This is a genomic window from Paraburkholderia sp. BCC1886, assembly GCF_900996245.1.
Classification (GTDB): Bacteria; Pseudomonadota; Gammaproteobacteria; order Burkholderiales; family Burkholderiaceae; genus Paraburkholderia.
Window position 1 is genome coordinate 232204 of record NZ_CAAJGK010000107.1, and the last position, 15119, is coordinate 247322.

Annotated in this window: 14 protein-coding genes; 9 read left to right on the forward strand and 5 right to left on the reverse strand. The window is 64.2% G+C overall.

All coding sequences use genetic code 11. The features are described from left to right. The first annotated feature begins 50 nt into the window (after positions 1-50). From FQ746_RS31495 to moaE, 5 genes are all read left to right on the forward strand, one after another. A complete protein-coding gene (locus FQ746_RS31495) occupies positions 51-1382 on the forward strand; it encodes a homoserine dehydrogenase (protein ID WP_144113721.1) in 1332 nt (443 codons plus the stop codon). Positions 1383-1390: 8 nt separating this feature from the next. Continuing rightward, on the forward strand, positions 1391-2842 hold the full coding sequence (thrC, locus tag FQ746_RS31500) for a threonine synthase (protein ID WP_144113722.1): 1452 nt from the start codon (positions 1391-1393) through the stop codon (positions 2840-2842). 170 nt (positions 2843-3012) lie between these two features. Continuing rightward, a complete protein-coding gene (glp, locus tag FQ746_RS31505) occupies positions 3013-4257 on the forward strand; it encodes a gephyrin-like molybdotransferase Glp (protein WP_144113801.1) in 1245 nt (414 codons plus the stop codon). Positions 4258-4274: 17 nt separating this feature from the next. Next, complete coding sequence (moaD, locus tag FQ746_RS31510; protein WP_144113723.1) at positions 4275-4532, forward strand: molybdopterin converting factor subunit 1; 258 nt, start codon at positions 4275-4277, stop codon at positions 4530-4532. Positions 4533-4540: 8 nt separating this feature from the next. Then, positions 4541-5020 carry a molybdopterin synthase catalytic subunit MoaE gene (gene moaE / locus FQ746_RS31515; protein WP_144113724.1) on the forward strand — a complete coding sequence of 160 codons (480 nt, stop codon included), beginning with the start codon at positions 4541-4543 and terminating at the stop codon, positions 5018-5020. A gap of 34 nt (positions 5021-5054) precedes the next feature. Here moaE and FQ746_RS31520 read toward each other — a convergent pair whose 3' ends face one another. Continuing rightward, positions 5055-5642 carry a group III truncated hemoglobin gene (locus FQ746_RS31520; RefSeq protein ID WP_144113725.1) on the reverse strand — a complete coding sequence of 196 codons (588 nt, stop codon included), beginning with the start codon at positions 5640-5642 and terminating at the stop codon, positions 5055-5057. Between the two features lie 250 nt (positions 5643-5892). On the opposite strand from FQ746_RS31520, the gene FQ746_RS31525 reads away from it, so the two are divergent. After that, positions 5893-6396 carry an RrF2 family transcriptional regulator gene (locus tag FQ746_RS31525; protein WP_144113726.1) on the forward strand — a complete coding sequence of 168 codons (504 nt, stop codon included), beginning with the start codon at positions 5893-5895 and terminating at the stop codon, positions 6394-6396. A 130-nt stretch (positions 6397-6526) separates the two neighbouring features. Further along, complete coding sequence (clpB, locus tag FQ746_RS31530; RefSeq protein ID WP_144113727.1) at positions 6527-9124, forward strand: ATP-dependent chaperone ClpB; 2598 nt, start codon at positions 6527-6529, stop codon at positions 9122-9124. A gap of 139 nt (positions 9125-9263) precedes the next feature. On the opposite strand, the gene FQ746_RS31535 is transcribed toward clpB, so the two are convergent. Both FQ746_RS31535 and FQ746_RS31540 read right to left on the reverse strand, forming a co-directional pair. Then, the gene (locus FQ746_RS31535; RefSeq protein WP_144113728.1) at positions 9264-9692 is read right to left on the reverse strand and encodes a YidB family protein; all 429 of its coding nucleotides are present in this window, start codon (positions 9690-9692) and stop codon (positions 9264-9266) included. A 257-nt stretch (positions 9693-9949) separates the two neighbouring features. Then, positions 9950-10540 carry a ComEA family DNA-binding protein gene (locus FQ746_RS31540; protein ID WP_144113729.1) on the reverse strand — a complete coding sequence of 197 codons (591 nt, stop codon included), beginning with the start codon at positions 10538-10540 and terminating at the stop codon, positions 9950-9952. Between the two features lie 332 nt (positions 10541-10872). Between FQ746_RS31540 and FQ746_RS31545 the strand changes: the two genes are divergently transcribed. Together FQ746_RS31545 and FQ746_RS31550 are read left to right on the forward strand one after the other, a co-directional pair. Continuing rightward, positions 10873-11364 (forward strand): MerR family transcriptional regulator, encoded by a 492-nt coding sequence (locus FQ746_RS31545; protein WP_144113730.1) that lies wholly within the window; start codon positions 10873-10875, stop codon positions 11362-11364. Next, positions 11316-11705 carry a carboxymuconolactone decarboxylase family protein gene (locus FQ746_RS31550; RefSeq protein ID WP_144113731.1) on the forward strand — a complete coding sequence of 130 codons (390 nt, stop codon included), beginning with the start codon at positions 11316-11318 and terminating at the stop codon, positions 11703-11705. The genes FQ746_RS31545 and FQ746_RS31550 overlap by 49 nt, the downstream gene beginning before the upstream one ends. On the opposite strand, the gene FQ746_RS31555 is transcribed toward FQ746_RS31550, so the two are convergent. Then, complete coding sequence (locus FQ746_RS31555; protein WP_144113732.1) at positions 11702-13111, reverse strand: MATE family efflux transporter; 1410 nt, start codon at positions 13109-13111, stop codon at positions 11702-11704. The two genes, FQ746_RS31550 and FQ746_RS31555, sit on opposite strands and share 4 nt — an antisense overlap. A 2-nt stretch (positions 13112-13113) precedes the next feature. Beyond that, entirely contained in the window at positions 13114-14874 is a 1761-nt protein-coding gene (locus FQ746_RS31560; protein ID WP_144113733.1) for an ArnT family glycosyltransferase, read from the reverse strand. Between the last annotated feature and the right edge of the window lie 245 nt (positions 14875-15119).

A 15119-nucleotide genomic window follows, 5' to 3' on the forward strand; every position in this document is an offset into this window, starting at 1 on the left:
CGGGTCCGACACCCGTTTCCTTTTAATCTTTACTCGACAACACACGCTGCATGGAACCGATCAAAGTTGGACTGCTGGGCTTCGGCACGGTAGGCAGTGGCACCTTCACGGTACTGCGCCGCAATCAGGAAGAAATCAAACGTCGCGCGGGTCGCGGCATCGAGATCGCGCGCATTGCCGTGCGCAATCCCGCCAAGGCGAGCGCGGCGCTCGGCAGCGAGGCCGCCAGCATCGCGCTGACGGACGATTTCAATGCGGTAGTGGACGATCCGTCGATCGATATCGTGGCGGAAATGATCGGCGGCACGGGCGTGGCGCGCGACCTCGTACTGCGCGCGATTCGCAATCGCAAGCATGTGGTCACGGCCAACAAGGCGCTGCTTGCGGTGCACGGCACGGAGATTTTCGAAGCCGCGCACGCCACCGGCGTGATGGTCGCGTTCGAAGCGGCGGTGGCGGGCGGCATTCCCATCATCAAGGCGCTGCGCGAAGGGCTGAGCGCCAATCGCATCCAGTACATCGCGGGCATCATCAACGGCACCACGAATTACATTCTTTCCGAAATGCGCGACCGCGGCCTCGATTTCGCGACCGCGCTGAAGGCCGCGCAGGAACTCGGTTATGCCGAAGCCGATCCGACCTTCGACATCGAAGGCGTGGACGCCGCGCACAAGGCCACCATCATGAGCGCGATCGCGTTCGGCGTGCCGGTGCAGTTCGACAAGGCTCACGTCGAAGGCATCAGCAAGCTTGCGGCAATCGACATCAAATACGCGGAAGAACTCGGCTATCGCATCAAGCTGCTCGGCATCGCTCGGCGCGCGGCGCAGGGCATCGAGTTGCGCGTGCATCCCACGCTGATTCCGGAAAAACGTCTGCTCGCCAACGTGGAAGGCGCGATGAACGCGGTCGTCGTGCATGGCGACGCGGTGGGCACGACGCTGTACTACGGCAAGGGCGCGGGCGCGGAGCCGACCGCGTCGGCGGTGGTCGCCGATCTGGTCGACGTCACGCGGCTGCATACGGCCGACCCGGAGCACCGCGTGCCGCATCTCGCGTTCCAGCCGGACAGCTTGTCCAGCACGCCGATCCTGCCGATCGACGACGTGACCAGCAGCTACTACCTGCGCCTGCGGGTGGCCGACGTGACCGGCGTGCTGGCCGACATCACGCGCATTCTGGCCGATCGCGGCATTTCGATCGACGCGTTGCTGCAAAAGGAATCCGAGCACGTCGACGCCATCGGCAAGGGCGAGACCGACATCATGCTGATCACGCACGAAACGGTCGAAAAGAACGTCAATGCGGCGATTGCCACCATCGAAGCGTTGCAGACCGTCGTCTCGCAAGTCACGAAGCTGCGCATGGAAGCGCTGAACTAGGCCGAACTATGAACTACCTTTCTACGCGCGGCGCCGGAGCCGGCGAGCATCACACTTTCTCCGACATCCTGCTGGGCGGCCTCGCGAAAGACGGCGGTCTCTATCTGCCGGCGCAGTATCCGCGCGTGAGCGACGCCGAACTCGCGCGCTGGCGCACGCTGTCGTACGCCGATCTCGCGTTCGAGATTCTCTCCACGTTCATCGACGACATTCCCGCCGAGGATCTGCGCGCGCTGACGCGCAAGACCTACACGCCCGCCACCTACTGCAACGTGCGCGACGACGAAACCGCGGCGAACATCACGCCGCTCAAAACGCTCGGCATCGAAAACGGGGCGCCGCTGTCGTTGCTGGAGTTGTCGAACGGGCCGACGCTCGCGTTCAAGGACATGGCGATGCAGTTGATCGGCAACCTGTTCGAATATGCGCTGGCCAAAGAGGGTGAGACGCTGAACATTCTCGGCGCGACTTCCGGCGACACCGGCAGCGCCGCCGAATACGCGATGCGCGGCAAGCAGGGCATTCGCGTGTTCATGCTCTCGCCGCACAGGAAGATGAGCGCGTTCCAGACCGCGCAGATGTATAGCCTGCAGGACCCGAACATCTTCAACATCGCGGTGGAAGGCGTGTTCGACGACGCGCAGGACATCGTCAAGGCCGTCTCGAACGACCACGCGTTCAAGGCGAAGTACAAGATCGGCACGGTCAACTCGATCAACTGGGCGCGCGTCGTCGCGCAGGTCGTGTACTACTTCAAGGGCTACTTCCAGGCAACGAAATCGAACGACGAGCGCGTGTCGTTCACGGTGCCCTCGGGCAACTTCGGCAATGTGTGTGCCGGTCATATCGCACGCATGATGGGCCTGCCGATCGAAAAGCTGGTGGTCGCCACCAACGAAAACGACGTGCTCGACGAGTTTTTCCGCACTGGCATCTACCGGGTGCGCAAGGCCGCGGAGACGTATCACACCACCAGCCCGAGCATGGACATTTCGAAGGCGTCGAATTTCGAGCGCTTCGTGTTCGACCTGCTCGATCGGGATCCGGCGCGCGTGCTGCAACTGTTCCGCGATGTCGAGGAGAAGGGCGGTTTCGACCTCGCGGCGAGCGGCGACTTCGCGCGCGTGAAGGAGTTCGGCTTCGTGTCCGGTCGCAGCAGCCACGCCGACCGCGTGGAGGCGATTCGCGACGTGTTCGAACGCTACGACACGATGATCGACACGCACACGGCCGACGGCCTGAAGGTCGCGCGCGAACATCTTCAACCCGGCATTCCGATGATCGTGCTGGAAACCGCGCAGCCGATCAAGTTCGGCGAGACGATTCGCGAAGCGCTGCTGCGCGAACCGGAGCGGCCGGCAGCGTTCTCGGGACTGGAAGCCTTGCCGCAGCGTTTCGAAGTGCTGCCCGCCGATGCGCAGCAGGTCAAGGACTTCATCGTGGCGAATACGGGCGCTTGAGCCCGGCGCGGACCCGCAGCGCGCTGCTCGCCGGCATGCCGGCATGCCGGCGAGTTGCGTGGTCTGGCGTATCGCGCACCGGACATCACCGGCCGCGCGCTCGCCGCTACAATGCTTTTTTCTCTGCGGCTTCGACACACCCGATGTCCACACCCACGCCCCGCGCTCCCATGCTCGCCACCGCCGATGCGCTGGCGACGCTTCTCGATGCCGCTCACCCGATTGCCGGCACCGAATCCATCCCGACATTGCAGGCACTGAATCGCGTACTGTCCGCCGACGTCACGTCGCCGCTCGACGTGCCGCCGATGAACACCAGTTCGATGGACGGCTACGCCGTGCGCAGCGCGGATTTCGGCGCCGCCACGGAGGTACGCTTGCCGGTCTCGCAACGGATTCCCGCCGGTCATGCGCCGCAACCGCTCACGCCGGGCAGCGTGGCGCGTATTTTCACCGGCGCGACGGTGCCTCCGGGCGCGGACGCGATCGTCATGCAGGAACAGGCCGAGGTGGCGGGCGACGAAGTCACGCTGCTGCATCGGCCGCAGCCCGGCGAATGGATCACGGCGCAAGGCGCGGATATCCGTAGCGGCTCGGTCATCCTGCCGGCCGGCACGCGGCTTTCGCCGCAGGCGCTGGGGCTGGCCGCCTCGGTCGGCTGCGCTGAACTCGAAGTGCGCCGCCGCGTGAAAGTCGCGGTGTTCTTTACCGGCGACGAATTGACCATGCCGGGCGAACCGCTGAAACCGGGCGCCATCTACAACTCGAATCGCTTTACGCTGCACGGTCTGCTCGACAAGCTCGGCTGCGAGGTGACCGACTACGGCATCGTCGCCGATCGGCTCGACGCCACCCGCGCCACCTTGCGCGAAGCCGCGCAGGCGCACGACCTGATCCTCACCTGCGGCGGCGTGTCGGTCGGTGAGGAGGATCATGTAAAACCGGCCGTTGAAGCCGAAGGCCGTCTCGCCATGTGGCAGATCGCCATGAAGCCGGGCAAGCCGCTCGCGTTCGGCGCCGTGCGGCGTTCTTCGCAGAGCGCCGCCACCGGCGCCACGCCCGGCGCGTCCGGCGAAACCTTTTTCATCGGCCTGCCCGGCAATCCCGTCTCCAGTTTCGCGACCTTCCTGCTGTTCGTGCGGCCTTTCATCCTGAGTCTGGCCGGCGTGCACTCGGTCGCGCCGCGCGCGCTGTCGTTGCGCGCGGACTTCACGCAGGCCAAGGCCGATCGCCGCAACGAGTTTCTGCGCGCGCGTATCAATCCGGCGGGCGGTCTCGATCTGTTTCCGAACCAGAGCTCGGCCGTGCTGACCTCGACGGTGTGGGGCGACGGTCTGATCGACAATCCGCCGAATCATGCGATCGCAGCGGGTGAGACCGTCCGCTTCATCCCTTTCTCCGAACTGCTGAACTGAGCCGCGCGCGCCATTCCATGAAAATCCAACTCCGCTATTTTGCGAGCGTGCGCGAAGCGCTCGGTACCGCCGATGAAACCGTCGATCTGCCCGACGGCATCGCCACGGTCGGCGACGTGCGCGGCTGGCTGCGGGTACGCGGCGGCGTCTGGGCCGAGGCGCTAGCCGAAGGCCGCGCACTGCGCATGGCCTGCAACCACGAGATGACCGACGCCGGCACCCGTCTCACCGACGGTTGCGAGGTCGCGTTTTTCCCACCCGTCACCGGCGGTTGAGGCGAGCCATGCCGATTCGTGTCCAGACCGAAGATTTCGACCTCAGCGCGGAGGTGGCAGCGTTGCGCGCCCGCAATCCGAAGATCGGCGCGGTGGCGTGCTTCGTCGGGACGGTGCGCGATCTGAACGACGGCAGCATCGTCGAAACCATGGAGCTCGAGCACTATCCGGGCATGACGGAGAAATCGCTGGAAGCCATCGTCGTCGACGCGCGCGAGCGCTGGCCGGGCATCGAGGTGCTGATCGTGCATCGGGTCGGCAAGCTGTATCCGCTCGATCAGATCGTGCTGGTGGCGACGACCGCCGCGCATCGCGGCGACGCCTTTGCGTCCTGCGAATTCGTGATGGATTATCTGAAAACCCAGGCGCCGTTCTGGAAGAAAGAAAAGACCGAAACCGGCGAGCGCTGGGTGGACGCCCGTGTCACCGACGACGCGGCGCTGGCCCGCTGGGGCAAATCATCGGACGGCTCGAAGCCTAGGGAATAAGCGTTAGCGGTACGCCGAAGCGTGGGTGGCCTGTTCAGTCTTCCTGCTTGCCGACGATTCGCGTCGGAAACGGCTCGCCAGGCGGACGCGGACGTAGCGGCGGCTGCGTCGGAGCATGGGCGGCATGATCGCCATTCGCGCCATCCGCGTTATCCGCATCCCGGGTCCGCCGACGCGGCGCGACTCGCTCGAGCAAGGCCAGTTGCTCCGCCGGAATCGTGTAATCCCAACCGAACCGGCTCAGCTGCAGACTCTGCGCGATGCGCAGCGCCGGTTCCATGAAGCGGACCGCCGCCGCCGGCCGATAGCGCGATTCGACCGTATCCAGGAACAGATACAGCCAGCGACTGAAGTGTTGCGGCTCGATGCCCGCGAGCGGCTGATGCGCCTGCTGCACGTTGCCGCGATATTGCTTCGCCCCCAGCACGAGGCTGCTCCAGAAACTGCACATTTTTGGGAGATGATCGTCCCAGCGCCCTGCGAGGCTCGCGTCGAACACCGGACCGAGCAGCGGATCGGCACGCACGCGATCGTAAAACCCATAGACGAGTTCACGGATATTCGCTTCGGTGGGTTCGGCTGCGCGCTCGAGTGCCGGCGCGGCGGGGAAGGTCGGATTCATCGATTTGCGACGGGAAGAAGGTGCTACACGGTGAAACGCACCGAAGTAGACTGCGATTACCCCGCTTTTCGTAAGAATGCGCGGGTCATGAACCGTTAATATTGCAGCCGAAAGACCAACACCGACTGTCGACGCAAAATAACAAAATATGCGTCGCGCCCGCATCTTATGGCGAAGAGACAGCCGCCGGCAACCCTTGCGTCGACGCGGTTTTCCCCGATCGCGGCTTGCGCTCATCGTGAAGCTGCTTATGCGACTCACCGACTACACGGACTATTCCCTGCGCGTGCTGCTGTATCTCACCGTGCGCGGCCAGGGCCTGTCGACGATCCAGGACATCTCGGACTCGTACGGCATCTCCAAGAACCATTTGATGAAAGTCGTGCAGCGTCTCGGCGAACTGGGCTGGATCGACACGGTGCGCGGGCGCAATGGCGGTCTGCGGCTCTCGGAGCAGACCAGCGCGCTGACGATCGGCGAGATCGTCCGCGCGACGGAAAACGACTTCGCGCTGGTGGGCTGCTTTCCGGATCAGCAGGGCGAGCGGCGCGCGTGTGTGATCAGTCCGCAGTGCCGTTTGCGCGGCGTGATCGAAGCGGCGCGCAATGCTTTTTTCGCGGAACTCGACCGCTGTACGATCGGCGAGGTCGCACAACCGCTCGGTCCGCTGGCGGCGTTGCTCGGCTTGAACAGCGTGATACCGATCGTGCCGATCGGACAGCCCGGGCCGGCCGGCCCGCAGCTAGCCGGGTGATGGCGAGATAACCGGGCGATGGCAGTTCATTCGCGACAATTGTCAAATAGTTGTCGCTCGCTGCAAAAAACCGCTTGAAACCCGCGTAAAACGCCTCATTTTGGTGGTAATTGAAATTGGAGGTCTCTCAATGAGAATCGACAAACTTACCACTAAGTTCCAGGAAGCACTGGCCGACGCGCAGAGTCTCGCGGTCGGTCACGACAATCAATATATCGAACCGGTTCACGTCCTCTCGGCGCTCGTCGCCCAGCAGGACGGCTCGGCGCGCTCGCTGCTGTCACGGGCCGGCGTGCACGTGCAGGCACTGCAAACCGCGTTGAACGACGCCATGACGCGCCTGCCGCAAGTGCAGGGCACGGACGGCAACGTGCAGATCGGCCGCGAACTTACCGGCCTGCTCAATCAGGCCGACAAGGAAGCGCAAAAACTCAACGACACGTTCATCGCGAGCGAGATGTTCCTGCTCGCGGTCGCCGACGACAAAGGCGAAGCCGGCCGCGTCGCGCGTCAGCACGGCCTGTCGCGCAAGTCGCTCGAAAGCGCGATTGCCGCGGTGCGCGGCGGTTCGCAGGTGCATAGCCAGGACGCGGAAAGCCAGCGTGAAGCGCTGAAGAAATACACCGTCGACCTGACCGAGCGCGCACGCGCCGGCAAGCTCGACCCGGTGATCGGCCGCGACGACGAAATTCGCCGCTCCATCCAGATCCTGCAACGCCGCACCAAGAACAACCCGGTGTTGATCGGCGAGCCGGGCGTGGGTAAGACCGCGATCGTCGAAGGGCTCGCGCAGCGTATCGTCAACGGCGAAGTGCCGGAAACGCTGAAGGGCAAGCGCGTGCTGTCGCTCGACATGGCGGCGCTGCTGGCCGGCGCCAAGTATCGCGGCGAGTTCGAAGAGCGCCTGAAAGCCGTGCTGAGCGACATCGCCAAGGACGAAGGGCAAACCATCGTCTTCATCGACGAAATTCACACGATGGTCGGCGCGGGCAAGGCCGAAGGCGCGATGGACGCGGGCAATATGCTCAAGCCCGCGCTCTCGCGCGGCGAGTTGCATTGCGTGGGCGCCACCACGCTCGACGAGTATCGCAAGTACATCGAGAAAGATGCGGCGCTCGAACGGCGGTTCCAGAAAGTGCTGGTGGACGAACCGTCGGTGGAAGCGACCATCGCGATTCTGCGCGGGCTGCAGGAGAAGTACGAACTGCATCATGGCGTGGACATTACCGACCCGGCCATCGTCGCCGCGGCGGAACTGTCACAGCGCTATATCACCGACCGTTTTCTGCCCGACAAGGCCATCGACCTGATCGACGAAGCCGCGTCGAAGATCAAGATGGAAATCGATTCGAAGCCCGAAGAAATGGACCGGCTCGATCGTCGCCTGATCCAGTTGAAGATCGAACGCGAGGCCGTCAAGAAGGAAAAAGACGAAGCGTCGCAAAAGCGTCTGCAACTGATCGAAGAAGAAATCGAGCGGCTCAATCGCGACTACTCGGACCTGGACGAAATCTGGACCGCCGAGAAAGCGGCGGTGCAGGGCAGCGCGCAGTTGAAGGAAGAGATCGAGAAGACTCGCGCGGAAATCACGCGCTTGCAGCGCGAAGGCAAGCTCGAGAAGGTCGCCGAGTTGCAGTACGGCAAGCTGCCCGGGCTCGAAGCGCAGTTAAAGGAAGTCACACAGGCCGAGGCGAAGGAGCAGAACAACCCGACGCGTCCGCGGCTGTTGCGCACGCAGGTGGGCGCCGAGGAAATCGCCGAAGTCGTGTCGCGCTCCACCGGCATTCCGGTGTCGCGCATGATGCAGGGCGAGCGCGAAAAGCTGCTGCAAATCGAGGAGAAACTGCACGATCGCGTGGTCGGTCAGGACGAGGCGATCACCGCGGTGGCCGACGCAATCCGTCGCTCGCGCGCAGGTCTGTCCGATCCGAACCGGCCGTATGGTTCGTTCCTGTTCCTCGGGCCGACCGGCGTGGGCAAGACCGAACTGTGCAAGGCGCTGGCGTCGTTCCTGTTCGATTCGGAAGACCATCTCATCCGTATCGATATGAGCGAGTTCATGGAGAAGCATAGCGTCGCCCGTCTGATCGGCGCGCCGCCGGGATACGTGGGCTACGAGGAAGGCGGTTACCTGACCGAAGCCGTGCGTCGCAAGCCGTACAGCGTGATTCTGCTGGACGAAATCGAGAAGGCGCACCCCGACGTGTTCAACGTGCTGCTGCAGGTGCTCGACGACGGCCGCATGACCGATGGCCAGGGCCGTACCGTGGACTTCAAGAACACGGTCATCGTGATGACGTCGAACCTCGGTTCGCAGGTTATCCAGTCGATGGTCGGCGAGCCGCAGGAGTCGGTGAAGGACGCGGTCTGGGAAGAGGTCAAGCTGCACTTCCGGCCCGAGTTCCTGAACCGGATCGACGACGTGGTGGTGTTCCATGCACTCGACCGCTCGAACATCCAGTCGATCGCACGCATCCAGTTGCAGCGGCTGCACGAACGGCTCGCCAAGCTCGACATGCAGTTGATCGTGTCGGACGAAGCGCTCGAACACGTCGGCAAGGTGGGCTACGATCCGCTGTTCGGCGCGCGGCCGTTGAAGCGCGCTATCCAGCAGGAGATCGAAAACCCAGTCGCCAAGCTGATTCTGGCCGGCAAGTTCGGTCCGAAGGACGTGATTCCGGTGGAGTTGCACGACGGCCAACTGGTGTTCGACCGGGTCGTGCATTGAGCGACTTGCAGCGAGGCGTGACCTCGTAAGAGGCCGGCGCCTGGCCAGGAAGAGGAAAGCGGCAACGAAGCTGATTCGTTGCCGCTTTTTTTTTGCGGGGTGGCGCGTTGGGTTGCGTGCTATGCGGCGGCCAGCCTACTTAAGCGTTGCCCTTCCCAAACAGCGCCGACAGTCCACCGAGCGCACCCAGCACCGTCGTCGAGTTCAGTTTGCCTTCGGCGGGCACTTCGCCTTCGGGCGTGGCGGCATTCACCACGTGCGGCAGAATCTGCGACAGCAGGCCGGTAACCTGATCCGGCTGCACGCCGGCTTTGGCGGCGAGGTTCGTAACCGTTTCCGAACCGAGCACGCTATGCAGCGCATCGGCGCCGATCGGCTGGTTCTCGCCGTTGCTGACCCACGACGACACGACGTCGCCGAGGCCTTTCTCCCTGAAGCGTTCGATCAGGCCATTCAGGCCGCCGGGCTGGTTGTTCACGAATTCGAGCGCGGTGGTGATGAGGGCTTGCTGGCCGCCGCCTTCGGGCGATTTGCCAACCAGGGAACCGAGTGTGTCGAGTAGGCTCATGACGGTCTCTCTTGAATGCCGACGCGTGTTCGACGGTCGGCGGGTGGAAGCGCCGCACGGTTGTGCGACGCCGGTACGAAGAAGCGCGAGGCGGCCGACTTGCCGCTGCTCGCGGCAGCGTGGCGGCCTGACGACGTGACGACGTGACGACGTGACGACGTGACGACGTGACGACGTGACGACGTGACGACGTGACGACGTGACGACGTGACGACGTGACGGCCTGGCGTTGTGGCTGCCTGGCCGCCCTGGGAGTGTCAGGCGCCGCCGGATGCCGCTGCTGCCGAGGCTGCCTTGCTCTTCTTCGCCTTCTTCTTCGAGGTCTTGCTGCCGGACGCGTCGGCCGGCGCGCTGGCGGTGGCGGTAGCCGGCTCTGCTGCATCCGAAGCCGCGGCGGCTTTGCTCTTGCGTTTCGATTTGCTGGGTTTCGCGCCGGAGGCGGCGTCGGTGGCGGTCGGGGCCGGGGCCGGTGTCGCAGCCGGCGCCGCCGTGGTCGCGGGCGTCGCGGTCGCCGTTGCCGGGCCGGGGATGGTCTTGCTGGCCGCCTTGGTCGGCGTCTTCACGCCGCTCGGCGGCGCCGACGAACCGTTGATCGTCAAACCGGCTGCTTCGAGGTTGGTCACCGACTTCGTGCCGATGCCTTTGACACGCGTCGCGAGGTCGTCCGCGCTCTTGAATGGGCCGTTCTTGCTGCGTTCGTCGATGATGGCTTTAGCATGCACCGGGCCGATGCCCTTTACGGATTCGAGCGCCGCCTGATCGGCGGAATTCACTTCGACTGCCGCCGCGAATCCGGCCGACAGCGACAACGCCAACGCAACGCAAAGCATCACAAGCTTCTTCAGCATGGCAAGCACTCCATCGAGAGCAAACAGTTAGCGGGAAACGGACGACGCGGCCTGGCCAATCAGGTCGCGCCCAAACCAAAAAAGGTTTAGGGAAGCATAGGACAAATTGCGCGCCCCTTTTACGAACGCCGACGATTTATACCGATCGATTCGTGACAAGTAAATCAGTGTGAAGACGATTTGAAGCTTTTGCCCGCAGATAAGGCTGTTGTGAGTTTATCGATCAATACCGGCCGCCATAAACCCGCCAGTCGCTCCAATACAGCAGACGAAAATGACAGCGCTCGCCGCTTGACTTAGAGTGCACTCGAAGTCCTAACCTGAGTTCCGTCATGTCGATCCAGTCGAAACCACTCACCATCGGGCAAGTCGCCGACGTCCTCGGCGTCTCGACGCACACGCTGCGCTACTACGAACAGGCCGCGTTGATCCGGCCGGTCGGGCGTTCGCGGGCGGGGCACCGGCTGTATTCGCCGGCCGATCTCGATTGGCTGAGGTTCCTGATGCGCCTGAAGGCGACCGGCATGCCGATCGCCGGGATGCAGGCGTTCGCGGCATTGCGGGCAGAGGGAGCGCCGACCGTAACCGAACGACGTCTGAGTCTGGTGGCGCATCGGGACGCGGTTTTGGCGCGGATCGCCGAGCTGCAAAGCAACCTTGGCGCGATTGTCGACAAGATTGCCACCTACGAGGCGATCGAAGCGGCGGCCGGTTTCGATGCGTCTGGACCGACTGACTCCACTCAACCGCAACCAGAACAGGAACAGGACTCGCCATGGAACACGCACACCACGACCGCTACAGCCGGGGCTGGGAAAAACTGAAGGAAATCGACGGCGCGGCCGGCGAACAGGTCATCGCGTCGCTCGCACTGATTGCGCCGGACTTCGGCCGTCTGCTGATCGAATTCGGCTTCGGGGATATCTACAGCCGCCCGCAACTCGATCTGCGCGCGAGGGAGATCGCGACGATCGCCTCGCTGGCCACGCTCGGCTGCGCGCAACCGCAATTGAAGGTGCATATCGAGGCCGCGCTGAATGTCGGCTGCACGAGAGAAGAAATCGTCGAGGTGTTCATGCAGATGGCGCTATACGCCGGGTTTCCAGCGGCATTGAACGCGTTGTTCGCGGCGCGCGAGGTGTTCGCGCGTCACGATGGGGACTAGCGGGCTGCGTCCGCGTCCGCATCTGCGTCCGCATCTGCATTCATTCCCGGCGTGGCGCCGGCTTGCAGATACCGCCGGCTCACCACGCGCCAGTAAATCAGCAGACCGGCGCCCGCAATCGCCAGACTCGCCATATTCGCGACCCAGAAGCCGCGCGCGCCGGTGAGCCAGTCGGGTGTCGTGCCGGTAACATCGAAGCCGAGCGCGTAACCGCCGCCCAACCCCACGCCCCACAGCGCGACCGCGTAGATGACGGTCGGCACCACCGCCACCTTGTACGCGCGCAGCACGAACGCGGTGGTGATCTGCAGCGCGTCGAACAGATGATAGAAGACGACGATCAGCACGAGCGGCATCGCCGCCGCGAGGACCTGGGGATCGGGCGTGTAGGCGTGAATCACGTACGGTCGCAGCGCCAGCACGATCGCCCCGTAGCAGCACGCGATGATCACGGCCATCGTGATGCCATGCCGCGATAGCGCCCGCGCGTCCGCCGGACGATGCGCGCCGAGTGCCTGAGCGACCAGCGTCGACGAGGCGATGCCGATCGACAGCGGCGTCATGTACAGCACCGCGCCGAAGTTGGCGGCAATCTGATGCCCGGCGAGCGTGGTCGTGCCGAAGCGCGCGATGAACAGCGCCATGAACGTGTAAGACGTGACTTCGATCAGATACGACAGGCCCATCGGCACGCCGAGCCGCAACTGTGCCGCCTGACGTTGCCAGACCGGCCAGCAGAAGCGCGAAAAAATTCCGAACGGTTTGAATACCCGTACCCGCGTCAGCAGAGTCAGGCCGACCAGCGCGAGTCCCCAGTTGATCGCGGTGCTGGCGAGCGCGCAGCCCGGTCCGCCGAGCGCCGGCACGCCGAATCCGCCGAAGATGAACCACGTGTTGAGCGGAAACTTGAGCAGCAGGGCGCCGATCTGCAGGATCATCACGAGCCGCGGCTGGCCGACCGCATTGCTGATCGAGCTATAGACGCGAAATGCGAGTCCGGCTGGCAACCCGAAGGCCAGAATCTGCAGATACGCGACCGTGCGCTCGTGCAGTGCGTCGGGCACGCGGGCGAGGTGCAGCATCGGCTGCGGGAAATAAAGAATCAGAAAGCCGATCACGGTCAGCACGAGCGCAAGCCACAGGGACTGGCGCGTTTCCTCGCCGATCTCGGTATAGCGCCGCGCGCCGTAGAGTTGCGCGGTGATTGGCTGCAGCGCCGTCAGAATGCCGGTCAGACTGATATAGACCGAAATGTAGATCGACGAGCCGAGTCCGAGCGCGGCCAGATCGACGGCCGAGTAGCGGCCGACCATCGCCGTGTCGACCACGCCGAACGCGATGATCGCCAACTGGCCGATCAGCACCGGCCACGCGAGTGCGGCGATCTTCCTGACGTCGGCGAACATGCTCAGTCGGCCTTTCTGCGCCAGATGCGGCGTTTGACGGTCGGCGGCGGAATCGGCCGGTCGATCCGCACGTACAGCCGGAAGCGTTCGTCGCGGTCGGCCACGCGGCGGCCTTCCCACACCAGCTTCCATGCGAAGTTCGACATTGCGCTCGGGTCGCCGTAGTCCTGCGTATCCTGACGCAGGATCACGTCGCAATCCTGGTCGAAGGAGAAGTGCATATCGCCGAAATAGGCGAAGGTCGCAATCTGCGCATTGCCCAGACGCACCGGCGAAATGCAGGTGTAGTCCTCGGGCAGATGCGCGGCGATCTGCTCGGCGACGTCCTTATACGTGCGGCTGTAGTTGACCACCGGCAGCCACAGCGTCATCAGCAGAACCCACATCAGCGTGGTGCCGGCGCTGGACAGCACGACGCTGCGCCACAAGACCTTCGGATGGCGCGCGAGCCGCCAGCGCACCAGCACGAACCAGCACACCGTCACCGCGACCGCGCAGACGAACGACAGAATCTTGAACTGCGGCGCGAAGCCGGGCGCGAGGCGCGCGAGGTTGCGCGCGAGTTGATGCGGAAAACCCGTCAGGCCGGCGATGTAGACCAGCCACACGAAGCTGCCGAGAATCGTGAAGCTCAACAGCGCGAACCAGTCGATCGCATTGATCGCGCCGCGTTTGAGTGTGGGCAGCGCGAACGCGGCGAGCACCGCGAGCGGCGGCAACAGCAGCATGTAAAGACGGTTCGATTGATGCGCCTGCAGAATCACCAGCACCAGCAGCGGCCCGATGACCGAAAGCGGAATCGCGACGTGCGGCGCGCGCCGCAGACCCGACCAGCTGAACCATGCCCACAAGGCCAGCGGCCACGCGGGCCAGGTGAAGAGCGGCAGGTTTTTCAGCGCGTAAGCCGCGACCGAACCCGGCGGTCCGGCAAACGAACTCACGCTCACGTGCACCCATTGATTCAGGTACCAGACCGCGTCGTCGGGAAAAGCGGCGATGGCGGCGATCGGCCAGGCAATCGACACCACGAGCGCCACCGGCAGACCCGCCAGCAGCAGCCAGCGCGAGCGCGTCTCGCGCACGATCAGCGTCATCGCCAGCGTGCCCAGCAGCAGCGCGCCGACCAGCACCGGACTGCTCGCGAGCGTGACGAGGCCAAGCGCAAGACCCCAGATGAGCGCGCCCTGAACCGGCTTGTCGATCATTCGCACGAGCCCGTACACGAGCATCGCGATACCGACGAACTGCGCGAGTTGTGGCGTGGTTTCGTGACCGCGTTCGGCAAGACCGAAGCAGGCGAGCAGGATCAGCAAGGCGCCGTCGGCAAGCGTGCGGCCATAATCGCGCGGTTCCGGTTCGCCGCCGAACGCATATTTGAACGGCTGGATCTCGGCGCGGCGGCCGAGCAGATAGGCGGCATACCAGACGAACGCGCAGCCCGCACAGAACAGCAGGCCGGTGAAGACGCGCGATGCGTTGCTCGCATCGACCCAGGGCGCGAGCGCGCGGATCGAACTGGCGCCGAGCCAGTAGCCGAGCGGGCCGTCTTCAGTCAGGTATTTGCCGACCAGGTTGGGCAGCAGCCAGTCGTGCGCGCTGCCGTTGGCCATGGTCCACATGACGCCGAAGCCGGCTGCGTCTTCGTTCTTCCACGGGTCGCGGCCGAACAGGCCGAACGACGCGTAGACGATACAGATGGTCAGCAGCAGCCAGCGCGGCAAGGCACTGGTCGCTGAGGCAGTCAGGCGAACGACAGGTCTCATGCGGTGTATGTGTGTTCTGGGTGAGCGGTGCTACGGGAACCCGAGGCCGGTCGCAGTGGCAGACGCGGTGCAGCACGCTGTGGCAAACGCAGGGCCGACCATCGTGTCTGGCTGGAAGGGCCGATCTTGAGCATCCGGCATTGTAGTCGTGCGGCGTGATGCGCGTCACGAGAGCGTTCGCAGAAAGCGGAAGCGGGCGTAACGAGGCGACGCGGCGTAAAAAAAGGGCAGCTCGCGCTGCCCTT